The sequence below is a fragment of the Providencia sp. Me31A genome (assembly GCF_050487165.1).
GTDB lineage: Bacteria > Pseudomonadota > Gammaproteobacteria > Enterobacterales > Enterobacteriaceae > Providencia.
Map to the genome: position 1 here is coordinate 55363 of NZ_JBKQGZ010000021.1, position 24189 is coordinate 79551.

Sequence of the window (24189 nt, forward strand, 5' to 3'; positions counted from 1 at the left end):
AGTTTATTAATCTAACAATACAGAATGTGATTAATATCTCATTTGAGGTGAATAGCAAATAAAATAAGAAATAATGATTGTCAGGGCTAAAAATTTATGTTTTCTTAAAGAAAGTGAAAAACAATAATCAATAAATTATACAGGAAAATCCCGTGAACATGACTTTTAATCACTCAAACCTACTACTAACCGCGCCACGTGCTGCGGTGGTCGTGCGTGTGGTGGTGGTCGTGGGCTTAGCGCCGTAACGGGTACAAATCAACGCAGATTTAGAAACCCCGCCGGCGCAAACCGAGCGGGGTTTTTTATCACCTTTCGCTCAGGTCCGCAGGCAAGCAAAGGATAAATATGATGAGCGAGTCGGACATAACATCACCACAAAAAAGTCGTTTTACAGGGGCTGAGTTAATCGTACATTTACTGGAAAAGCACGGTATTACCATTGTTGCCGGCATTCCAGGAGGAGCTGCTTTACCTTTTTATGATGCATTGGGTCAAAGTAAGCAAATTCGCCACATATTAGCTCGCCATGAGCAAGGTGCCGGCTTTATTGCCCAAGGTATTGCGAGGACAACAGGGAAGGCAGCTGTTTGTATATCTTCCAGTGGGCCGGGGGCGACGAATCTCGTTACTGCTATTGCTGATGCAAAACTGGATTCGATTCCACTGGTTTGTATTACGGCTCAGGTTTCTTCGTCGATGATTGGAACTGATGCATTCCAAGAAGTTGATACTTATGGTATTTCTATTCCAGTCACCAAGCATAATTACTTGGTTCGGAGTATCAATGAACTGCCTCAGGTCATTTGTGATGCTTTTCGTATTGCAGAGTCAGGGCGCCCTGGCCCTGTTTGGATTGATATTCCAAAAGATGTGCAGACAGCCACAATTGAGCTAACTGAAATACCAGAAGTATTACCAAAAGATAAGCCACCTTCTTTTGATATGGAAAAAGTCCTGCAAGCGGCTGAAATGATTAATCAGGCTAAGCGCCCAGTTTTGTATTTTGGCGGCGGCGTTATTAGCTCGGCATCGACAAAAACGGCCATTGCATTTGCCGAAAAGGCCTCGTTACCAACGACTATGACCCTGATGGCGCTGGGAACTATCCCTATGCGCCACCCACTGTATTTGGGTATGTTGGGAATGCATGCTGCCGCGAGTACCAACATGATTATGGAAGAGTCAGATTTATTAATTGTTATTGGTGCCCGCTTTGACGATAGAGCGATAGGGAAAGCTGAAAAGTTTTGTCCTAGTGCCAAAATTATTCATGTGGATATCGATAAAGCCGAAATCAGTAAGATTAAGCGTCCAGATATTGCTATCCATGCGGATGCAGGGCAAATATTGGAATTATTGTTACCTTTAGTTGAGCGTAACGATCGTTCCGAGTGGATGATGCAAGTGAGTGAGCTAAAAAATAAATATCCGCTGAATATGAATGAGGCAGATAATCCATTAAATCATTATGGGTTGGTGCTTTCTACCGCTCGTGCTGCTGGGGAAGATGCCATAGTGACAACGGATGTTGGTCAACACCAAATGTGGGCAGCGCAGGCTTATCCGTTGTCGCGCCCTCGTCAATGGTTAACCTCTGGCGGATTAGGTACTATGGGCTTTGGGTTGCCAGCAGCAATTGGTGCTGCATTAGCTGAGCCAGACAAAACGATTGTTTGCTTTTCGGGTGACGGTAGCTTGATGATGAACATTCAGGAGCTGGCAACTGCCGCTGAGCACCAATTAAATATCAAAATTATATTGATGAATAACCAAGCTCTAGGAATGGTACATCAACAGCAGGACTTGTTTTTCGAAAATCGTATATTTGCTGCAGCTTATCCGTATCAAACTGATTTTATTAAGATAGCTTCTGGTTTTGGTTTGCAAACTTGTGACTTAAATAATGAAGCAGATCCAGAGATGGCGCTAGAAGCTATTATGAACACGAAGGGCCCTTGCTTGATCCATGCCTTGATCGATGTAAACCAAAAGGTATATCCAATGGTTCCACCAGGCGCAGCTAATATTGATATGATCGGAGCATAATTATGGCACTTGAACATCACCCAATCGCTTTAGAGTTAATTGTTCGCAACCATCCTGGTGTAATGTCACACATTTGTGGCTTGTTCGCTCGTCGTGCGTTTAACGTTGATGGCATCCTTTGTATGCCAATTAAAGATAAAGAAGAAAGTCGAATTTGGTTACTAGTGCAAAAAGATGAGCGTTTATCGCAAATGATTAACCAAGTCGAAAAACTAGAAGATGTCCGAGAAGTTCGCTTTAGTGACGATTTACGCCTCTTTGAGACAATGCAGAATTATTTGCAGTAGCTCTTATCCTAAATCTCTAATTTCAATAGCCCATGTAATCGCATGGGTTATTTTATTTTTATAGCTAAAAATAAAATACAATAAATAGCAAATTAGGGTTTCTTAAAGCGAACGGTTAATGATATAACTATTAGATAAGAGAAAAATGGTTTAGCTATGGACGAATAGATCTATGCCGCTAACACTGATAGAAAAAGGTGAAAAAATATGCAAAATAATATCTATCTAACCAATACTTATCAATATGAAATTGAAACAACCCTGTTAGAACAAGGGAAAGATGATGAAGGGTGTTGGATTGCATTGAAAGACAATATTTTTCATCCACAAGGTGGTGGACAACCCACAGATACTGCTTGGGTTAATAATAAAAGTGTTCGTATTAAGAAACAATCAAGTGGTTTGGTCATTGCTTATTTACCAAATGGGGTTACTTTTTCTCCATCAGAAAAAGTAACCGCCAGTATTGATGGTGAAAAGCGCCAGCGATATGCAGCCTTACATACTGCTGGGCATTTACTTAACTGGGAACTACGCCGTTTTGGCTGGATGGCACAAAAAGGTCATCACTTCCCTGATGAATCAAGGGTGGAGTTTTGTATGATGGAAACGAATGTGACTCCTTTTGAGCAATTAGATAGTCAGCAAATTGAAGATATTGTGAATCAAAGTATTAATAGCGGTAGAAAGGTTGAAATAAAGCAAAACGGAACATTACGTACCAGTTATATTGACCAAACAGAAGAGATGCCATGTGGAGGCACCCATGTTAGTTCATTAAATTGTATTGAACATTTCTCAATTAAATCGATGAAACTTAAAAAAGGGATACTGCGTATTAGTTATGATGCTCAGCATATTGCGATCTAAACTCCATCACTGATATGGGAATAGGTCATGACGACCGTGGCTTGCATCTCCCCTTCTATACATAGGTAAGAATGGGGAAAATCACCACTAAATGCATAAAAATCTCCAGCCTCTAAAACGACATTTTGGTCATTGTGCAAGCGTAGCATCAGTGAGCCGGAGTTCACCATGATATGTTCATGAGTGCCGACCATATGGGCAGGGCTATTGATAATGGCCCCTCTTTTCATAGTTAATTGCCAGATCTCGGAAATATTGCCAAGACTTATGCGAAATTTAAATTGTTGCGAGTAGTCTTCTTCGCATGGCATACCTTTCATAAAGTATGGGTAGGCTTCATGTTGACGGATGAATAAATCGCTTAAAGGAAAACGTAATGCCAAAGCAATGGACTCTAATGTATCTATACGAGGATTAGAGTCGCCAGATTCTAATTTGGATAAGGCTGCTTTTGATATCCCTGATAAGCGAGACAGCTCATTGAGTGAAAGCTCCCTTGCTTGTCTAAGTAAACGCACTTTTTGCCCGATTTTTATATTAATTTTTTTATCCACAATATGTCTTTATCCGAATTTTAATTTATTCTGCTAATTCTACATCACTCAGTGAATCAAATCACATACTCTTCATTACACATTGTATTTAAAGCGGTCATTTCATTTTTTGAGAGGGATTTGAATTTTTCAAGAACCAAAAATAAAGCTATTTAATATTTTTTAAAAAAACTATAGTGATAGCGTTAAAAATTACAGGAGTTAGCCTCTATGCCGTTTGAATTACTTTCACTAGAAATGGTGATTTGTTTTGCAACTTTGCTTTTTGCTTATTTAGTATTTGGTATGGCAGGGTTTGGTTCCGCGCTTATTGCAACCCCTGTCCTAGCAATGTATTTACCGCTAAATATGATTGTTCCAATATTGGCTTTAATAGATTTAACTGCGGCTATTTTAAATTTATTAAAAGATGGAAAAAACGCAGACTATCAGGAAATTAAATGGATTATTCCATTAATGGTCGTTGGGAGTTTAATCGGGGCTGCTATTTTATTAAAAACAAGACCTGATATTTTAGTACTATTACTGGGGCTTTTTGTTATAGCTTATGTCTTAAATTCGTTCTTTTCTAAGAAAGCGAAATCGGCCTTTTCTAAGGTTCTAGTTGTACCATTTAGCTTAGTCGGTGGTGTGTTTAGTGCTTTATTTGGCAGTGGTGGCTTTATTTATGCGATGTATTTATCGAGTCGCATTGAGGATAAGCAACGTTTTCGTATTACTCAAATGACACTAATCGGGTTTAGTACCTTAACAAGGGTGATCATATTTCTGGTGATGGGCGTTTATCTTAATACAGATATCCTATTAATCGCATTAGCATTTTCCCCCGCAATGTTAATTGGAACTTGGGTCGGTCGGCACATCACATTGAAAATTTCCCGCGAAGCCTTCTTAAAGGTGATTAATATTGTCATTTTAGTATCAGGTATTGCTTTGTTATATCGATACTTCTTTGTTCTGTAGTATTTATTAAATATCAAAAACAGATATGAATATTTGTTTTTTTTAAGATAAATAGCAGAATACATAAGGCGTGCTACAATCTGTTCATGCATTATTTTATTTAATAGTAATACTGTGGTTTTTTATTTTTAATAACAATCTATTCTATGGGGTTAAAATCTGTTTTATTAGGTAAAGTCAACAGATTAATTTAAAAATGAGCTCTGATAATCAGCGTTTACAACACTTTCGACGTTCTGCTTCTTTTGCTATTTTTACGATCACCATGAGCATTGCTGTTATTGGTATCGTTATTGGTTTAAGTATTCCAATGGTGGCACTTAGGCTAAATAACTATGGTATCAATGAGTTATACATTGGTATTATTTCTGCGGCACCTGCACTTGGTATGTTTTTAATTGCTCCATTGGTGCAACGCATTGTGCAATGGTCAGGTAAACGTAAGGCGATGTTGATTGCCACTGTTATCTCAGCCATTAGCTTATTACCATTATTAAGTTCACTCCCTCTATGGCTATTGTTCCCTTTGCGTTTAGTAACAGGGTTAGCAAGTGGGGTGATGATTTGCTTAGGCGAAACTTGGATTAATGAGCTATCTCCAGAAAATAAACGTGGACGCATTTTGGCGATTTACACGACGGTATTCACGGTTAGCCAATTACTTGGCCCCTCATTTATTGCTTATTATGGCGTGGAAGATAAGTCTCCTTTATTGATTTGTACGTTGATCCATTTAATTTCTGTTGTGTTATTTATTTTAATGGATCAAAAGGTAGGTGACCGCTTAGCCAAAACAGCAGCTAAATCTCATTTTTCTATTATTCAGTTTGTGAAAATTGCACCGGGTATTTGTGGTGGGATATTATTTTTTGCTTTTTTTGATGGCACTATATTATCGATGTTTCCAATCTATGGAATGGGAATGGGGCATACTGAAGCGGTTGCTGCTTTAATGATCAGTGCAATACTTGCTGGTGATGCCATTATGCAGTTGCCATTTGGGTGGCTCGCAGATCATATGAATAGGGTAAAATTGTATCGTATTTGCGGAGTGGTAACGTTAGCCGCTAGCCTATTATTACCATTTTTAATCACTCAGCCTTACCTAATTTGGGTTCTCTTGTTTATTTTAGGTGCCACGGCTGGAGCGATTTACACTATCGCTTTAGTCCAAATTGGCCAGTACTTTAAGGGAAATGAGTTGATTATTGCTAATGCCGCTGCTGCCATGCTATGGGGAATTGGCAACCTTTCAGGGCCATTACTGGCGGGGATAGCCACGTCGATTTCACCCTCGGGTTTACCGGTGTTACTTATTCTTTCAGCCGCTGTTTTTTTATGGTTTACGCGTGAAAAATACAGTGCACAAGTATCTGAGCAATTAACGAGTTAGCCACTTGGCAGTGTGTAGAACACTGCCAATGGGTTATTCAATAACGCGATAGACCACAAGGTTCTCACGGTATTCATCAGGTCTATGATTATGCCAGAATAATTCCATACCTTGTGGGGCAGGGTTTACCTGTTTTGATAGTACAATCAACCAGCGGCATTGCTCCGGTTTTTCGAACTTATCTTGTCTTTGATGTAATATCCCAGTGTAATAGTAGAGCATTGGGGCTTCTGACTCGCCAATATTATCGGAAGCCATGCAATCGTTTTTTGTAAATTGCCCTGCAAGGTGTTGGTTTAGGTCAGTAAAAACACTTTCAAACCCTTTCGTATAATCAATCCACCCAAGAAACAAGGTTAGAATAATGCCCCAAACGGCGCATAACCCGAGCAGCCAATTTTTCATCATCTGAAATGCTGGTGATACTAAGTTTGGGATGATTTTATTTCGTGCAAACCAAACGAAAGTAATCAGTAAACCACTGACAAATGCAATTAATGAAAAGTGCATTTGATAACTCATAGGTAGCCAGCGGCTAAAAATAGTCAGCCAGTCTTGCTGGTGTCCCGTTAATACAATGAAATAGCTTCCCCAAAGAAATACAATCAAAACAGACCAGAACACGGTTGCAAACCGTGAAACAAACCGCAGGATTTTCTCGGGAACTGCAAGTAGTGTCTGGGTGCCTAAAACCGCCATAGGCGCAATAAAAGGCAGTAGATACAAGGCGCGGCCAGAGGCTGAAATCTGCAAAAATACAATGCCCAATAAAGGGAATAAACAAAGCAAATATTCGCTAGAGTTAAATAAGCGTTTTATTGGATGCCTTAGAAAATAGACCACAGCTAGCAAGCCGGAAGGGAAAGCAAACAGTAAAACGGCAGCTGGGATGCGAGTTAAATTTGCTTTAGCCCCTAGTTTTTCGACAGAGAACCCCAAAAAACGACCAATATTGTTTTCCCAAAACCAAACTATAAATAAATCTGGGTGATGCAAATATAATTGAATGGGCCAAGGTAAAATCGCCACCAATGCAAGCAAACCTGCAATTAAACAGTGCAGCCAAAACGATTTTGTTCTGCATTGTGTAACAAAGATTGGGGATATAAAGAGGCAGATCCAGAGTACACCTGGAATGAAAACCCCTTTTGAAAGCATGGTGATCACGGTCCCGAGTGAAAGCCAAAACGCAGACATCGTCATTTTTTTCTGCTGTATCAGCCCTAATAGTCCATAGAGACCAATCGTCGCACCCGCCATAAGCGAAACATCAGTGAACATATCATGACTATGGCGCACAACACCGGGCGCACAAGCATAGAGCGCAAAAGCAATCCAAATACGTGCATCAGAAAAAGTATGCACTTGGAAAAAACGGCGTGCTAAAAGTACAAAGAAGGAAAAATTAATAATAGAAAAGAACAAAGTTGCACTGCGAGCTGCATTATAAAGAGGCATAAAACCAGAAAATAAATGAGAGGTGATAGTGGCAACCCAGTAATAAAGCGGGGGTTTTTCCATAAATGGTTCTCCAGCATTGGTTGGAACTAACCATTCTCCCGTTTCATACATAGTTTGGATAATACCAAAACTGTAGTTTTCATCTTGCTTCCAAGGGCTGTGGCTATATATACCCGGCAAGAGATACAGAGTGAGGAAGCAAATAAAAAGCAGTAAAATACCTCGTTGGAAATTGATTATTGTTGTATTTTTATTTGACATGGAAATATATTTTTAGTGTTCGTTATTTTGAGTTTATCGAAATAATAACTATGATAAATAATAATTGAATTTATATATTATAAATAATATTTACTCAATTTTTCATGTGCATTTTTTCTAATAAAAACAAAGAAAAATAATTTTGTTTGCACGGGTTACTTTACCATAAATAAATATTTCTTTAGTGAACCGTTATGTAAGGAAATATTCTGTAATTATATCAATAAAAATAACCGTACAGTTTAAACAAAAGTTATATGAAAGCTAATTAATGATTTTTACCTAGAATATGGGGGCTGAGAATACATGTGACTTTTTTGACATAACACTCCAACGAGGCTATGAATTGATTTATTTCGTCTCTACAAGAAAGGTATTTAAGTGTGAAAAAAGCTAAAAACACTTGATCCATGGTGCATTTTAGAACGATAATTGCTTCCCTCATAATACGTTTCATTCTAACTTTAAAGCCAAACGATTGCGCCATTGTTTTTATTGAGAATTTTTCTCAGATGATTTGATTTTCCAAAAAAAACGTAATCGTTTACGTCAACGTATGCGCTAGGCGTCAGTAATATAAGAAAGCCTTCGTTTACCATTAACAGCAGAGGTACACCATGTCAGGCCAACAGGCTTCATCCAGTTGCAAATTGGATTCATTTTTTAAGATAACTGCACGCGGTTCTTCCGTTCGTCGTGAAATCATTGCAGGTTTAACTACATTCTTAGCGATGGTTTATTCTGTCATCGTCGTTCCTGGAATGTTAGGGCAAGCGGGTTTCCCTACTACCGCAGTTTTCATTGCAACGTGCTTAGTGGCTGGCTTCGGTTCTTTATTGATGGGGTTATGGGCGAATTTGCCGATGGCAATAGGCTGTGCAATTTCATTGACTGCATTTACTGCATTTAGCCTAGTATTAGGGCAACAAATTAGTATTCCCGTGGCTTTAGGAGCAGTATTCCTCATGGGGTGCTTATTCACCATCATCTCAATTACCGGTATTCGCACTTGGATCTTGCGCAATATGCCAATGGGGATCGCTCATGGTACAGGGATTGGTATTGGTCTCTTCTTGCTACTGATTGCCGCCAATGGGGTTGGTTTAGTGACAAAAAATCCAAATGCTGGCCTACCTGTTGCATTAGGTGAATTTACGTCATTTCCTGTGCTGATGTCACTTGCTGGTTTAGCTGTTATTTTTGGTTTAGAAAAGCGCCGTGTTCCGGGGGGCGTCTTACTGGTCATCGTTGCAATTTCAATTATTGGTCTAGTTTTTGATCCCGCAGTGAAATACCAAGGCTTCTTTAAGCTGCCTTCATTAGGTGAAGATGGGTTGTCTCTTGTTTTTAACATGGACATCATGGGGGCGTTGCAGCCAGTGGTACTACCTAGCCTACTTGCATTAGTAATGACAGCGGTGTTTGATGCAACCGGAACTATTCGTGCTGTTGCTGGGCAGGCGAATTTATTGGATAAAGATGGCCAAATTATTGATGGAGGCAAAGCATTAACAGCCGACTCCGTCAGTAGTATTTTTGCTGGTGCAATCGGGGCTTCACCTGCGGCGGTGTACATTGAGTCGGCTGCAGGTACTGCGGCCGGAGGGCGTACAGGCTTAACGGCGGTCGTGGTTGGGGTGTTATTTCTCCTGATCCTATTTTTATCGCCATTATCTTACTTAGTCCCGGCTTATGCGACTGCACCTGCCTTAATGTATGTTGGGTTACTGATGCTAAGTAATGTTTCTAAGCTTAATTTCGATGATTTTGTAGACTCCATGTCGGGTTTATTGTGCGCGGTATTCATCGTGCTTACCTGTAATATCGTGACAGGTATCATGTTAGGCTTCGCTGCATTGGTCATTGGTCGTATTTGTGCGGGTGAGTGGCGTAAACTAAATGTTGGAACTGTAGTTATTGCTGTGCTCTTGGTGGCGTTTTATTCTTCAGGTCTTGCAATTTAAGAAATATTGTATTGTCCCTACGTCTCGTTTTGTCATCTATTTGATTTATTGTGCTAATTAATCGCTAAATCTGATTTTTTTTCCCGAAAAATAGATACGGAGGATAAAATAGAGATAAAGCGGTGAATCAGGTGGAAGTCCATCGCTTCCACCCGTTACCGGCTTGATTGCAAATAATCATGGTCTGGACGGTGCTATCTCTTACTATGCGGCGGCAGGCTAATTTTAGGCTTTGGTCGTCTTATTAATCAGTAAGGGCAACATGGAAATTTTCTTTACTATTCTTATTCTAATCTTAGCGGTTTCTATCTCTGGTGTTGCCGCTAAAGTTCTCCCCATACGCATTCCACTCCCTCTTATACAAATAGCGATTGGTGCATTATTGGCATGGCCTCAATTTGGCTTACATGTCACCTTTGATCCAGAGTTGTTCATGGTTCTGTTAATCCCACCTTTGCTATTTGTTGATGGCTGGAAAACACCAACACGTGAATTTTTCCAAAACGGGCGAGAAATCTTTATTTTAGTACTGGTATTAGTGCTGGTCACAGTGATAGGGATTGGTTATTTAATTTATTGGTTAATGCCCGGTATCCCTTTGATCGCCGCTTTTGCACTTGCCGCTGTGTTATCCCCAACGGATGCTGTTGCATTATCTTCCATCGTCGGTAAAGGGCGCATTCCTAAACGCATGATGAGTGTGCTAGAGGGCGAAGCTCTAATGAATGATGCTTCCGGTCTGGTGGCATTGAAGTTTGCGGTAGCCATTGCAATGGGCACGATGGTATTTAGTACTTCAGGTGTCACCATTGAATTCTTTAAAGTCGCGGTTGGTGGTTTATTAGCGGGGATTGTGGTGACTTGGCTATACAGTAAGTCCCTGCGTTTAATGAGCCGTTGGAGTGGTGATGATCCAGCGACACAAATTGTATTTATGCTGTTGTTGCCATTTGCGTCTTATATGATTGCGGAACACATTGGTTTTTCAGGTATTTTAGCCGCAGTTGCTGCGGGGATGACCATCACCAAATCTGGCGTTATCCGTAATGCTCCTCTCGCCATGCGCTTACGTGCTGATAGTGTTTGGTCGATGCTTGAGTTCGTATTTAACGGTTTAGTTTTCATAATGTTAGGACTACAGTTGCCAGGGATCTGGCAAACGTCAGTTATCCAAGCTGAGCTAGACCCAAGCGTGGAAACCTGGATGCTTTTTACCGCGGTGGCAATTATTTACTTTGCTTTATTGTTACTGCGTTTTTGTTGGTTATGGCTAATGAAAAGGTTTAGCCGTTTGTTCTTAAAGAAAAAACCACTGCAATTTGCTCATTATACGATACGTGAACTTTGGCTCGCTTCTTTTGCGGGAGTTCGAGGGGCAATTACCTTAGCTGGTGTATTGTCGATCCCGCTATTTTTAACGGATGGTTCGCCATTCCCTGCGCGTTATCAGTTGGTCTTCATTGCCGCAGGGGTTATTTTATTCTCTATTTTTGCAGGTGTGATAGCGCTGCCACTGCTATTACGTAATTTCAAAGTTGGCGATAAAGAAGCCGATGCCAATGAAATTCGCATGGCAAAAGCAAAAATGGCTGAAGTTGCAATTGTTAGCTTAAACAAAATGGAAGAGCGTTTATCCGCTGACGTGGATGAAAAACTCGATCCTGAAGATATCAGTGAAATTGCTTCTCGCGTTACGGGGTATTTAAGACGACGTACCGCAGGGTTGGATGAAATTGAGCATAATTTACAGATTGAGGACCTTGAGCGACGCTTTCGCCTGACTGCTTTACGGGCTGAACGTGGTGAACTTTACCATTTACGTGCAACAAAGAAAATCAGTAATGAAACGCTGCAATCTTTATTGGTTGATTTGGATTTATTAGAAGCCGTATTAATTGAAAAAGAGCACTAAAGCTAAAAACCGAGTATTCTATTCAACATTCTTAAGTTTGAGGCAGAATACAGCATTATGTGGTTACTTGTTATTACGACGCTGCTTTGGGCAGCGTCTTTTAGTCTGATTGGTGAATACCTTGCCGGCCAAGTGGATAGCTGGTTTTCGGTATTAATTCGTGTGGCGCTCGCCTCGTTAGTTTTCTTGCCTTTCCTGCGTTGGCGTCAATTTACTGCGAAAGTGATTGCGCTGTATATGCTAGTTGGTGCTTGCCAACTCGGGATCATGTATCTTTTTGTATTTCATGCTTATCAGTATTTAACAGTTGCTGAGTTTTTACTGTTTACTGTTTTAACGCCACTGTATGTGACATTAATTTATGACCTCTTAGAGCGACAACCTTTACGTAAAGGGTATCTGTTTAGTTCGCTATTGGCAGTGATCGGTGCGGCAATCATTCGTTATGACCACTTGAGTGAGTCTTTTTGGCTTGGCTTACTGTTTGTGCAGTTAGCAAATATCTTTTTTGCTATTGGGCAAGTGGGATATAAGCGCTTGATGGAAGTCCACCCTATTCCCCAACATCAGGCTTTTTCATGGTTCTATCTTGGGGCAACGTTGGTGGCGCTAGTTGGTTGGTTATTATTTGGCAATAAATCAATGATGCCAACGACAACACTTCAATGGGGGGTCTTGCTGTGGCTTGGTGTTGCAGCATCAGGGATCGGTTATTTCATGTGGAACTATGGCGCGACAAAAGTAGACGCTGGAACTCTCGCTATCATGAATAATATGATGGTCCCAGCGGGGCTACTAGTGAATTTTGTTATCTGGCAACAACATCCTGATTGGCTGAGTTTTATCATAGGATCGAGCCTGATAGTTGCTTCTCTGTGGGTGCATAAGCGCTGGATCCTCTCGCGGCCTTCACATAGGATAAATTCTCCACAGCGTGGCTCGTCGCAGTCTCAGTAAACGCTTCAATGGCTGGCTGGCGCTGCTCTCCTTCACGGCATGCAGCGTATAGTCGGCTCCATAAACCATTTCCCAACGTTTTTGTCTTGATGAGTCCTTGTTTCTCAAAAGAATCAACCGCCCAGTGAGGAAGTGCGGCAATCCCCATCTTCGCTGCAACCATTTGAATTAAAATTAACGTGTTATCCACGTTTTTCACATTCGGGGACACTCCCGCAGGTTGTAGAAAATGGCGCCAAACATCGAAGCGATCCCGTTGAACAGGGTAGATTAGCAACGTTTCATCAGCGAGATCCTGCGGCTCAATTTGTGACTTTTTAGCTAAAGGATGGTCATTAGCGACAATCAATTTCACTTCATAATCAAACATTGGCGTATAGTGCAACTCTTGGTCAGGCAAGATGTCAGACGTCATCACAATATCTAATTCCCTTGAAAGCAGCTCCGGTTGAGGGTCGAATGTGACTCCAGATTTAAAATCAACCGTAACTTGGGGCCAAGTTTGCCTAAACTGTTGCAACGCAGGTGTGAGCCATTGAATACAACTGTGGCATTCGATAGCTATACGCAAGGCGCAGACACTCGGTTCATTACAAATACGGATTGCGTCTTTTACTAATGGCAGCACTTGTTGTGCGAGTTGCAGTAAGACTTCCCCTTGTGGTGTAAAGCGCAAGGGTTGGCTTTTGCGAATAAACAATCGAAAGCCCAACCGATGCTCTAAATCACTAAACTGATGTGATAAAGCAGACTGTGTCTGATGCAAGTGAGTCGCCGTGGCTGCTAATGATCCGTGTTGGCTGAGCGCTTGCAATGTTTTTAAATGTTTTAATTCGATCATGAGAAACCTTCAAGATGACGATGAATAATTTGCGCTTGAGCTTTATACAGTACCTGTTGATTATAGATGTGTAAACATCTAGACGGCTAAAAATTTTAAGGGGTCAATATGTCTGTTATAAATCATACGCTTGGGTTTCCACGGGTAGGGCTGAAAAGAGAGTTAAAACGCGCACAAGAAGATTATTGGGCAGGCAAGATTGATCAGGCTGCTCTGTTAGAAACCGGTTATGAACTACGTGTTCGCCATTGGAAACAACAAAAAAATGCGGGTGTGGAACTATTGCCAGTTGGTGATTTTGCTTGGTATGACCAAGTGCTGACGACAAGTTTATTGTTGGGCAACGTACCACCTCGTCACCAAAATGAAGATGGTTCCATTGACTTAGACACATTATTCCGCGTTGCTAGAGGCCGTGCACCAACAGGAACACCTGCACCAGCGGGTGAAATGACAAAATGGTTTAATACTAACTACCACTACATTGTTCCAGAGTTTCAAAAAGGGCAAAAATTTGCATTGTCTTGGAGTCAGTTATTTGACGAAGTTGATGAAGCCATTGCATTAGGTCACAAAGTAAAACCCGTCATTCTTGGCCCTATTACCTACTTATGGTTAGGGAAAGTTAAGGGAGAAGCTTTTGACCGCCTATCGCTCCTTAATGAACTGTTACCGGTTTATCAGGAAATCCTTGCACATTTAGCTGAAAAGGGCATTGAATGGGTACAAATTGATGAGCCTGCATTGGTTTTAGATTTACCTTCTCAGTGGCAACAAGCTTATCAGCAGGCTTATCAAGCCTTGTCAGGTAAAACGAAATTACTGTTAACAACTTATTTTGATGGAATTAGCCATCATTTAGATTTAATCAAACAACTACCAGTTCAAGGTTTACATGTTGATGTGGTTGCGGGTAACGATGATATTGAAAAACTACATCAAGCCTTACCCGCTGACTGGGTATTATCGCTAGGCGTTATCAATGGGCGCAACGTATGGAAAGCTGACTTAGGGGAAAAATTCTCACGACTACAACCCCTATTAGGTAAACGTGATATATGGGTGGGGACATCATGCTCATTGCTGCATAGCCCAATCGATCTTAATGATGAAACGCGTTTAGATGCAGAAGTGAAAAGTTGGTTTGCTTTTGCCCTACAAAAATGTGAAGAACTAGCGTTACTCACAAAAGCCTTGAATCAACCGATAGAAAATAACATTGCGGCCTTAGAAACATACAGCAAGCCAATTCGTGCACGTAAAACATCAGCTCGTGTGAATAATGCAGCCGTTGCAAAACGCTTAGCTGCTATTCGTGAAGGGGATGCTGAACGTAACAGCCCATATACCCAGCGTGCGCTGCGCCAACGTCAGCGTTTTAATCTACCTCTGTGGCCAACCACTACCATTGGTTCATTTCCACAAACTAGCGAAATTAGAACTCTACGTTTAGATTTCAAAAAAGGTAACGTGGATAAAGCCTATTATCGAACCAATATCAGCGAGCACATCAAACAAGCGATTAAAGAACAAGAGATTTTAGATATTGATGTTCTGGTACATGGCGAAGCGGAACGTAATGACATGGTGGAGTACTTTGGTGAGCATTTTGATGGATATGTTTTCACGCAAAATGGTTGGGTGCAAAGCTATGGCTCGCGTTGTGTAAAACCGCCTGTGATTATTGGTGATATTAGTCGCCCAGAGGCGATAACAGTAGAATGGGCCAAATATGCTCAGTCACTAACAGAAAAGCCAGTGAAGGGTATGTTAACGGGCCCTGTGACTATTTTGTGCTGGTCATTCCCACGTGAAGATGTTAGTCGTGAAACTATTGCAAAACAAATCGCTTTAGCATTGCGCGATGAAGTGGATGACTTACAAAAAGCAGGGATTGGGATCATCCAAATCGATGAACCTGCATTACGCGAGGGCTTACCTTTGCGCAAAGATGAGTGGGCGGAATACTTAAAATGGGCAGTTGATGCCTTTAAACTCAGCGCGGCAATTGCAGAGGATGACACACAAATTCACACTCATATGTGTTATTGCGAATTCAATGACATCATGGACTCCATTGCAGCATTGGATGCAGACGTTATCACCATTGAAACATCACGTTCAGATATGGATTTGCTGGATGCATTTGAACATTTTGATTATCCAAATGAAATTGGTCCAGGGGTGTACGATATTCACTCACCTAACGTACCAAATGTCGAGTGGATAGTGGCTTTATTGCGAAAAGCAGCAAAAAGAATTCCAGTTGAACGTTTATGGGTAAATCCAGATTGCGGATTAAAAACACGAGGTTGGACAGAGGCGCGCCAAGCATTGGCCAACATGGTTGAGGCTGCGAAACAACTTAGAAGCGAACACTAGAATTTAATTCAATGAGTTACAGAGGGCGGGAAAACCTGCCCTTTTGTAGTTTTGTTATAAACTAAAATTTAGCTTAATAACTAAACAATGACGGTTATTCACTTTTAGTGAGTTGATTCTTAGCCAGCAATAACACTAAATATTAGTGGCACTGTATTGAATGGTAAGGGAAATAATATGTTAAGGGTACACAATAAGAAATTATTAATACTAACGAGTATTGTGGTATTTGGTGGTAACCCAAATAACATCACAATTTCTGGCTTTTCTGCTGGTGACCGCACAATAAAATAAGTATCGGTAACTGATATAATCAGTAAGCCCAAGTTTGGGCTTACTGATAGAGATATTAACCAAATAGTTTAGCTTTCAGTAGGTTCATACCAATAGAAGCAAGATCGATATTCTCTGGTACTTCGCCATTTGGTGTTGCACTATCCACTAATTGTGGAAGGTATTTTGCAATCATTTCAGACGTTGCTTGTGGCTCAAGACCTACTTTTTGTGCTAAATCTTGAATATTGGTATTGCCAAATACTTGCATCAGCTGGCTGATATTGATAGGTAAGTTTTCACCCTCACTAATCCATGATGCAATGATGCCACCTAAGCCTTGTTCATTAAATTTATTAACCACGCCAGTAAGGCCACCTTGATTTTCAACCCAATCAATAACAGATTGAAACTGTTGCATTTTGTCGCCAGCAACCATTCCCATCATTTGCTCGAATAGCCCCATTATAACTCCTAGATAATATGCCAGTTGATGCTCTTACTCACTGTATGGAGCATTATTCAAAAATTTGTAGTTGGCTATTTTGAGTCATTTGAGTCATAGGTCAATGAAAATAGGCGGTGTTCTGCAACTTATTATAAAAAATATAATGTTATCGATTATTATTTGTACTTATAAAGATAAGAATGTCACAATATTCTGCTGATAATATGACAAGTTGGATTCATCAAGATACATTTTCGATAATCGCATACATTCATCTATACTGATTTAATCTCGGCAAGAAACAGCCATGAATGTAATTTTTGTGATTAAAATCACGTTTTGTTGAAATTAAATCAATCAAGTTTTCATTAAAAGAGATATTGGTCACTAAATTGACTTATGCTTAGCGCTATATTAACGAAAGCTAATTAATTCAATGATGCCATTGTGTAAAGGAGTTTGATATGTCCGATGTTTTCCACTTAGGTTTAAAGAAAAGTGACTTACAGGGTGCAACCGTAGCGATTGTTCCTGGTGATCCTAACCGTGTTGAAAAAATTGCACGCCTGATGGATAACCCTGTACACCTAGCGTCATTGCGTGAATACACTTCTTGGCGTGGTGAGCTCGATGGTAAAGCCGTAATTATCTGTTCAACAGGTATCGGTGGTCCATCAACGTCTATCGCTGTCGAAGAACTTGCTCAGTTAGGTATTCGTACCTTCTTACGTATCGGTACAACAGGCGCCATTCAGGAAGATATTAATGTTGGTGATGTTTTAGTCACAACAGGTGCGGTACGCCTAGACGGTGCTAGTCAGCACTTCGCACCATTAGAATATCCAGCAGTCGCCGATTTTGATTGTACAAATGCGCTATATGCGGCAGCTAAAGATGCAGGGGCAACGGTTCATGTGGGCGTGACTGCATCTTCAGATACTTTCTACCCAGGTCAAGAGCGTTATGATACCTATACCGGCCGTGTCATGCGCCATTTCAGAGGCTCTATGAAAGAATGGCAAGACATGGGGGTCATGAATTATGAAATGGAATCAGCAACGTTGTTAACTATGTGCTCAAGTAGCAAAGGCTTGCGTGCAGGTATGGTTGCTGGCGTTATTGTAAACCGTACACAACAAGAAATTCCAAATGAAGCGTTACTGAAGAAAACTGAAGGTAACGTGTTAGGCATTGTTGTTGAAGCTGCGCGTCGCTTACTGTAATTAAGAATTTACTGGCTCGCTTACTTAAATTTCACTCGGTTGTGGACATAAAGTAAGCGAGCTTAGTCCTCGCTATTTTCTTTTTATTCATTTTCTTACGTCTATCCGCCTTGTAATTTAGCAATTTTTGTTCAATTTACAGGGAAGATTCTGATCCTCTTATTTTCTAGATCTGTTATGTTATTGTCATAAAAGCAATTATCAATATTATGTGCCCTTAAATGATACAGACTACATTTATTCTATTATGACCTGAATAGAAAGATATGGAGCGAAAAGTAATTATTATGTCAACCACACCTTCCCTTCACCCTTCAGTCCTTCCCTTAAAGGGGGGAATTAACTTCCGAGACTTAGGTGGTAAAAAACTGTCTAATGGCAGTAAAATCAAGCCCGGCGTGCTATTTCGTTCAGGAGCTCTAGATCGCCTAACACAGGACGATGAATTAGTATTGCGTTCACAAAATCTTTTCCAAATCATCGATTACCGTGATGAAGCTGAGATTATAGATAAACCTGATGTGATTTGGCAGGGGGCGAATTACCTCCATGCACCTGCAAACCCACTAGCGAAAGAAGTTACTGCAAACTTGGACAAATTAACCCCAGAAATATTAGAAAAATTTGACCCGCAGGCTTTCATGTTCCGTTTGTACGAACTGCTGCCTTTGAATAACCCTGCTTACAACCAACTAGTTAATTTACTGAAACAACCTGAAAAAGGTGGGATCGTTCAGCACTGTGCGGTTGGAAAGGATCGTACAGGTGTAGGTTCTGCACTGGTGCTTTTTGCTTTAGGTGCTGATTTAGATACCGTGATGGAAGACTATTTACTAACCAATGAAACATTAGCGCCATACCGTAAGCATCTGCTTGAAGAGCATGCAAAAACCATGGATGAACACATAGTGAAGAAGTTTGAGTACGTTTACTCGGTGCGAGAAGACTTTTTGATGACCGCATTAAAAAGCATCGAAAGTCACTATGGCAGTGTTGATAAATGGCTAGAAAAGGATTTTGGCTTAGGAATACAGCAAAGAGACATTCTGAAAAGCCACTTCCTTGATTAAATTTTTCTAACCCTATTTCCATCTATGAGGTAATCCACAATACAAGCTATGGGTTACCCATTGATTTATGTGAAAGAACTTGTACTTTGTTTACTTTTGATTTATCACACTTTGGCTATTGTAATACAATGAACCAATGATAATAGGGGCTTACTTTGACGCTTAATGAAATCGTTACCCTAGTGACTGACTTTACTCGTGAAAATGAAATATGGGCTCTCCCTATTATCTTCTTTCTTGCTTTCGGTGAGTCGCTGGCATTTTTATCATTGCTATTACCCGCTACGGTGATCCTATTGGCGCTAGGGGCGCTCATAGGTGAAAGCAATATTACATTTTGGCCTATATGGCTTGCTGCGGCATTAGGGGCATTTTTTGGTGACTGGCTCTCTTATTGGTTCGGTTTTCACTATAAAGAAAATGTACGCAAAATGTGGCCCATTTCCAGAAATCCACAAATGATTGATAAAGGACAGCATTTTTTCGATCGCTGGGGTGTATGGGGAATTTTCTTTGGGCGCTTTTTTGGGCCTTTGCGAGCTGTTGTTCCTCTGGTTGCAGGGATCTGCGCAATGCCTCAACGCTATTTTCAACTTGCGAACTTTGCCTCCGCTATGATTTGGGCTTTCGGTATATTAGCTCCCGGGGCACTCGGTTTGAAGTGGTTTGCGAGCTGGATAGGGTAGCCAAGCTTGCGTAGCGTTTCACAAAATTCACTTGATAGCTAAAATTACCTCTGGACACTTATACAGTATCCAATTACCTTACTCTATGTTTTGTAAAGTAAGGATTTAATCGTGGATACTTCTCTTTTATATGCGGTTATTGGTGTATTAAGTGGCATTTTAGTCGGTGGGCTAGTGACTTGGTTTTCTATCGCACAAAAAATAGGTCAAAAAGATCAGGAACTACAGCAAGTGAATCGTCAACTCGCTGCTAGTGATGAAAAAAGTATCCATCTTGCTCAATGGAAAGAAGAGTACGATAAACTCGACCAAGAACTACGCACACAACGGGATATCAATCGTGAGCAAGAAGCTGAACTTCGTGAGGTCATCACGCGCTTTGAGCAAAATCAACTTGCCAACGAAGAGAAACAACGTATTTTACAAAATAGTGAACAGCGCCTTACTGCACAATTTGAAAATCTTGCGAACCGAATATTTGAACAAAATGAGCGTAGAGCCTCAGAACAACAGCAAAAAAGTTTATTGGCGATGTTGTCACCTTTTCGCGAGCAATTAGAAGGTTTTCGTCAGCAAGTTCAACAAAGTTTTGGTGAGGAAGCCAAAGAACGTCATACATTGGCCTTTGAAATAAGGCAACTACAGCAGCTCAATAATCAAATGACGAAAGAGGCGGTAAACTTAACTCGCGCACTAAAGGGGGATAACAAAATACAAGGGAATTGGGGGGAAACGATTTTGACTCGTATCCTAGAGGTTTCTGGTCTACGCGAGGGGAGTGAATTTGAAACCCAAGTTAGCATCAATACGGGATATAATAGCCGGTATCAACCTGATGTCATTATTCATCTTCCAGAGGGTAAAGATGTGGTTGTTGATGCTAAAATGTCACTGGTTTCCTATGAACACTACTTCAATAGCGAAGACCCTAATGAGCAGCAACAAGCATTGAAAAACCATGTGGCTTCTATTCGTAACCACATGCGTATGCTAAGTCGCAAGGATTACCATCAATTACCGGGTATACGTTCATTAGATTATGTTCTAATGTTTATCCCAATTGAACCTGCATATTTACTCGCTTTAAAAGAAGCGCCCGAACTACTTGATGAAGGAATAAAACAGAATATTATGTTAGTTTGCCCATCCACATTGCTAGTGGCTGTGCGAACAATCAATAATATTTGGCGATATGAACGCCAAGGGCAGAATGCTCAAGAGATTGCAGACAGGGCAGCAAAAATGTATGACAAATTGCGTCTGTTTGTGGATGATATGCAGGTTTTAGGCTCCAGTCTTGATAAAGCAAATAATACTTATCTATCGGCAATGAAACGCCTTGCTCAAGGGCGTGGTAATTTAATTAGTCAGGCAGAAAGTTTTAAAGAGCTTGGGGTAGAAATTAAACAGCCGATTCAACCTCAATTGGTTGAGCGTTCAGATACGTCTAATTGTGCGGAATCTTAGACTTCTGATAGGGTTTTGCCTCAAAGACTGTTACACTTCGTACAAAAGTTTGAACTATAAACAGGCACAAGAGAAATGACTGAACCAACTAAAGAAACCATTGATTTTGGTTTCCGTACTGTCGGCAAAGAAGATAAAGCCGGTCTAGTAGCGAATGTTTTTCACTCTGTAGCGTCAAAATATGACTTAATGAATGACTTAATGTCATTTGGTATTCACCGTATTTGGAAACGATTCACTATTGAAGCAAGTGGTGTGCGTCGTAATCAACGTGTACTCGATCTTGCTGGTGGAACGGGGGATTTGACGGCTAAATTCTCAAGATTAGTTGGTGAAAAAGGCGAGGTTGTACTGGCAGACATTAATGACTCAATGTTAAAGATGGGACGTGAGAAATTACGTGATCTTGGCATTGTTGGTAATGTTAATTATGTTCAAGCTAACGCAGAAGAACTGCCATTTCCCGATAACTATTTTGATTGCATCACAATTTCTTTTGGTCTGCGTAACGTTACCGATAAAGATAAAGCGCTATGCTCCATGTTCCGTGTGTTAAAACCCGGTGGGCGCTTACTAGTATTAGAGTTTTCAAAACCTATTCTTGAGCCTTTGAATAAAGCTTATGATGCTTATTCATTTCATGTATTACCACGTATTGGGCAGGCGATTGTGAACGATCCAGATAGCTATCGCTATTTAGCTGAGTCTATTCGTATGCATCCAAACCAAGAAACGCTAAAAGGTATGATGGAAAATGCAGGGTTTGAGCAGGTTTCTTATACCAATATGACAGGCGGGATTGTCGCACTGCATAAAGGGTTTAAATTCTAAGATGGAAGCAACGTCAACACATAGCGAAAAGCAAAATACAGTTTTGTATTCTTTGGTTACAGCATTGATGGAAACCTCACTCAATCACATGTTGTTCAAAGAAAAAGTTCTACAGCCCGCTAGGATGCGCTTAGCGGGAAAAGTAATGTCGATTGAACTTAAAGAACTCAATAGAACGTTGACGCTTATTTTTGCTGAAAATCATGTTGATGTGCTCAGTCAGTGGTATGAACCCGCAGACTGTACGATCAAAACATCACTCTTTACGTTAGTGAAATTGAAAGATAAACAGCAACTGTCCCAGCTTATCAATTGTGGTGATATCGTAATTGAAGGAGACATGCAGATAGTTCAGCATTGGTCTTCTTTGTTAGATTTAGCCATTTGGAACCCCGCCCATTATCTCTCGCCTTATATTGGTGATGTTGCAGCTGAAGGGCTAAGTAAGTTGTTAAACAAAGGCGCTTGCTTGGCATCTAATATTGTCAAACGACAAAAGAACTATGTCAAAGATGCATTAATTGAAGAGTGGAAAATGGCGCCGAGCCAACTTGAGTTTGCTCACTTTAGTGATGAGGTTGAACAAGTTGAAAGCTCAATGAGTGCGCTTGAACAACGCTTAAGCCAACTGGAGGAGAAGAATGACGCCCAGTGAAATAAAACGACTTTACTTCATTGTTCGGGTTTTTCTCTCTTACGGATTAGATGAGTTAATTCCTAAAATTAAACTAACACTCCCACTAAGAATTGGGCGTTTAGGTTTTTTTTGGATCAGAAATAAGCATAAAGACAAAGAGTTAGGTGAGAGGCTTCGTCTGGCATTACAAGAATTGGGGCCAGTTTGGATTAAGTTTGGGCAAATGTTATCGACTCGCCGTGATCTTTTCCCCCCCGCAATTGCGGATCAACTTTCGCTTTTACAAGATAAAGTTGCTAGTTTTGATGGTAAATTGGCGAGAGGTTATATAGAGGAATCTCTTGGTGGACCACTTGAGCAGTGGTTTGATGATTTTGATGAGCAAGCTTTAGCTTCGGCATCCATTGCCCAAGTCCACACTGCTAAGCTAAAAGAAAATGGCAAAGATGTTGTCATTAAAGTGATCCGCCCTGATATCCTACCGATCATCAAGGCAGATATTAAATTAATGTATCGTATTGCAAACTGGGTTCCTTTGTTACCAGATGGTAGACGTTTACGTCCAAAAGAAGTCGTACGTGAATATGAAAAAACATTAATAGATGAGCTAAATTTATTACGTGAATCCGCAAATGCAATTCAACTTAGACGTAACTTCGAAAATAGTTCAATGCTTTATATACCAGAAGTTTATCCTGATTACTGTCGTGAAAATGTGATGGTGATGGAACGTATTTATGGGATACCTGTTTCTGATATTGCTGCTTTAAAAGCGCAGGGAACAAACATGAAGTTACTCGCGGAGCGGGGCGTAAAAGTTTTTTTCACCCAAGTTTTCCGTGACAGTTTTTTCCATGCGGATATGCATCCTGGTAATATCTTTGTGAGTTATGAACACCCAGAAGATCCTCTCTATATTGGTATAGACTGTGGGATTGTTGGGTCATTAAATAAAGAAGATAAACGTTACCTAGCGGAAAATTTCATTGCCTTCTTTAACCGTGATTACCGGAAAGTTGCTGAACTACACGTTGACTCTGGTTGGGTACCACCAGACACAAACGTAGAAGATTTTGAATTTGCTATCCGTACCGTGTGTGAACCTATTTTTGAAAAACCACTAGCTGAAATTTCATTTGGACATGTCTTATTAAACTTATTTAATACAGCACGTCGTTTTAATATGGAAGTTCAACCACAGCTAGTATTATTACAAAAAACGCTATTATACGTAGAAGGTTTAGGGCGCCAGTTATATCCTCAACTTGATCTATGGAAAACAGCGAAACCCTTCTTAGAGGACTGGGTTCATAGCCAAGTCGGGTTGCCTGCGATCACCCAAGCATTAAAAGAAAAAGCACCTTATTGGGCAGAAAAAATGCCAGAAATTCCTGATTTAATATACGGTGCTTTGAGACAGCATAAATACTTGCAGTCAAATATTGATCAATTAACGCAACAATTGAAAAATCAGCGAAATAAACAGCGTAAGTCCCAATTCCTTCTAGGAATAGGAGCAACATTTATCTTATGCGGTAGTTTGTTTTTTATTTCGGATTTTAAGCAGTTAGCCGTCGTGTTTATGACCGCGGGTGTCTTATCTTGGTTGTTTGGCTGGTGTAAAACAGAGGAAAGTTAAGTAAACTTTGTTTTGCGACAA

21 protein-coding genes are annotated in these 24189 nt (G+C 40.5%); 17 read left to right on the top strand and 4 right to left on the bottom strand.

Translation table 11 applies throughout. The features are described from left to right. Positions 1-158 precede the first annotated feature (158 nt). The 4 genes from ivbL (at position 159) to ACLPIE_RS16990 (ending at position 3206) form a co-directional block, all read left to right on the top strand. On the top strand, positions 159-248 hold the full coding sequence (gene ivbL, locus ACLPIE_RS16975; RefSeq protein WP_219249565.1) for an ilvB operon leader peptide IvbL: 90 nt from the start codon (positions 159-161) through the stop codon (positions 246-248). Positions 249-351: 103 nt separating this feature from the next. Continuing rightward, a complete protein-coding gene (gene ilvB, locus ACLPIE_RS16980) occupies positions 352-2049 on the top strand; it encodes an acetolactate synthase large subunit (protein WP_430262931.1) in 1698 nt (565 codons plus the stop codon). Between the two features lie 2 nt (positions 2050-2051). Next, positions 2052-2336 carry an acetolactate synthase small subunit gene (gene ilvN / locus ACLPIE_RS16985; protein ID WP_430262898.1) on the top strand — a complete coding sequence of 95 codons (285 nt, stop codon included), beginning with the start codon at positions 2052-2054 and terminating at the stop codon, positions 2334-2336. 207 nt (positions 2337-2543) lie between these two features. After that, on the top strand, positions 2544-3206 hold the full coding sequence (locus ACLPIE_RS16990) for an alanyl-tRNA editing protein (protein ID WP_430262899.1): 663 nt from the start codon (positions 2544-2546) through the stop codon (positions 3204-3206). Here ACLPIE_RS16990 and ACLPIE_RS16995 read toward each other — a convergent pair. Next, positions 3203-3760, bottom strand: coding sequence for a helix-turn-helix domain-containing protein (locus ACLPIE_RS16995; RefSeq protein ID WP_430262900.1), 558 nt, complete (start codon positions 3758-3760; stop codon positions 3203-3205). The two genes, ACLPIE_RS16990 and ACLPIE_RS16995, sit on opposite strands and share 4 nt — an antisense overlap. A gap of 210 nt (positions 3761-3970) precedes the next feature. On the opposite strand from ACLPIE_RS16995, the gene ACLPIE_RS17000 reads away from it, so the two are divergent. Beyond that, positions 3971-4723 carry a sulfite exporter TauE/SafE family protein gene (locus ACLPIE_RS17000; protein ID WP_430262901.1) on the top strand — a complete coding sequence of 251 codons (753 nt, stop codon included), beginning with the start codon at positions 3971-3973 and terminating at the stop codon, positions 4721-4723. 196 nt (positions 4724-4919) lie between these two features. After that, entirely contained in the window at positions 4920-6116 is a 1197-nt protein-coding gene (locus ACLPIE_RS17005; protein WP_430262902.1) for an MFS transporter, read from the top strand. A gap of 33 nt (positions 6117-6149) precedes the next feature. Here the strand turns inward: ACLPIE_RS17005 and ACLPIE_RS17010 are convergent, their stop codons facing one another. Then, positions 6150-7838, bottom strand: coding sequence for an ArnT family glycosyltransferase (locus ACLPIE_RS17010; RefSeq protein WP_430262903.1), 1689 nt, complete (start codon positions 7836-7838; stop codon positions 6150-6152). A gap of 617 nt (positions 7839-8455) precedes the next feature. Here ACLPIE_RS17010 and ACLPIE_RS17015 point away from each other — a divergent pair. From ACLPIE_RS17015 to ACLPIE_RS17025, 3 genes are all read left to right on the top strand, one after another. Then, positions 8456-9802, top strand: coding sequence for an NCS2 family permease (locus ACLPIE_RS17015; RefSeq protein WP_430262904.1), 1347 nt, complete (start codon positions 8456-8458; stop codon positions 9800-9802). 262 nt (positions 9803-10064) lie between these two features. Beyond that, positions 10065-11714 (top strand): Na+/H+ antiporter, encoded by a 1650-nt coding sequence (locus ACLPIE_RS17020; protein WP_430262905.1) that lies wholly within the window; start codon positions 10065-10067, stop codon positions 11712-11714. Positions 11715-11771: 57 nt separating this feature from the next. Continuing rightward, positions 11772-12671: a carboxylate/amino acid/amine transporter gene (locus tag ACLPIE_RS17025; RefSeq protein ID WP_430262906.1), complete on the top strand. Its 900-nt coding sequence runs from the start codon at positions 11772-11774 to the stop codon at positions 12669-12671. On the opposite strand, the gene metR is transcribed toward ACLPIE_RS17025, so the two are convergent. Further along, positions 12559-13512: an HTH-type transcriptional regulator MetR gene (gene metR / locus ACLPIE_RS17030; protein ID WP_430262907.1), complete on the bottom strand. Its 954-nt coding sequence runs from the start codon at positions 13510-13512 to the stop codon at positions 12559-12561. The two genes, ACLPIE_RS17025 and metR, sit on opposite strands and share 113 nt — an antisense overlap. Before the next feature lie 108 nt (positions 13513-13620). Between metR and metE the strand changes: the two genes are divergently transcribed. Then, a complete protein-coding gene (metE, locus tag ACLPIE_RS17035; protein ID WP_430262908.1) occupies positions 13621-15894 on the top strand; it encodes a 5-methyltetrahydropteroyltriglutamate--homocysteine S-methyltransferase in 2274 nt (757 codons plus the stop codon). Between the two features lie 349 nt (positions 15895-16243). Here the strand turns inward: metE and ACLPIE_RS17040 are convergent, their stop codons facing one another. Next, a complete protein-coding gene (locus ACLPIE_RS17040) occupies positions 16244-16633 on the bottom strand; it encodes a YidB family protein (protein ID WP_430262909.1) in 390 nt (129 codons plus the stop codon). 446 nt (positions 16634-17079) lie between these two features. Between ACLPIE_RS17040 and udp the strand changes: the two genes are divergently transcribed. From udp to ubiB, 7 genes are all read left to right on the top strand, one after another. Continuing rightward, on the top strand, positions 17080-17838 hold the full coding sequence (gene udp / locus ACLPIE_RS17045) for a uridine phosphorylase (protein WP_430262910.1): 759 nt from the start codon (positions 17080-17082) through the stop codon (positions 17836-17838). Positions 17839-18125: 287 nt separating this feature from the next. Further along, positions 18126-18908 carry a tyrosine-protein phosphatase gene (locus ACLPIE_RS17050; RefSeq protein ID WP_430262911.1) on the top strand — a complete coding sequence of 261 codons (783 nt, stop codon included), beginning with the start codon at positions 18126-18128 and terminating at the stop codon, positions 18906-18908. 155 nt (positions 18909-19063) lie between these two features. After that, on the top strand, positions 19064-19594 hold the full coding sequence (locus tag ACLPIE_RS17055) for a DedA family protein (RefSeq protein WP_430262912.1): 531 nt from the start codon (positions 19064-19066) through the stop codon (positions 19592-19594). Between the two features lie 111 nt (positions 19595-19705). Further along, positions 19706-21061 (top strand): DNA recombination protein RmuC, encoded by a 1356-nt coding sequence (gene rmuC / locus ACLPIE_RS17060; RefSeq protein WP_430262913.1) that lies wholly within the window; start codon positions 19706-19708, stop codon positions 21059-21061. A gap of 75 nt (positions 21062-21136) precedes the next feature. After that, positions 21137-21892, top strand: coding sequence for a bifunctional demethylmenaquinone methyltransferase/2-methoxy-6-polyprenyl-1,4-benzoquinol methylase UbiE (gene ubiE / locus ACLPIE_RS17065; RefSeq protein ID WP_430262914.1), 756 nt, complete (start codon positions 21137-21139; stop codon positions 21890-21892). Between the two features lies 1 nt (position 21893). Further along, positions 21894-22547, top strand: a complete 654-nt coding sequence (locus ACLPIE_RS17070) for a ubiquinone biosynthesis accessory factor UbiJ (RefSeq protein WP_430262915.1) — start codon at positions 21894-21896, stop codon at positions 22545-22547. Next, positions 22534-24168, top strand: coding sequence for a ubiquinone biosynthesis regulatory protein kinase UbiB (ubiB, locus tag ACLPIE_RS17075; RefSeq protein WP_430262916.1), 1635 nt, complete (start codon positions 22534-22536; stop codon positions 24166-24168). The genes ACLPIE_RS17070 and ubiB overlap by 14 nt, the downstream gene beginning before the upstream one ends. Positions 24169-24189 lie beyond the last annotated feature (21 nt).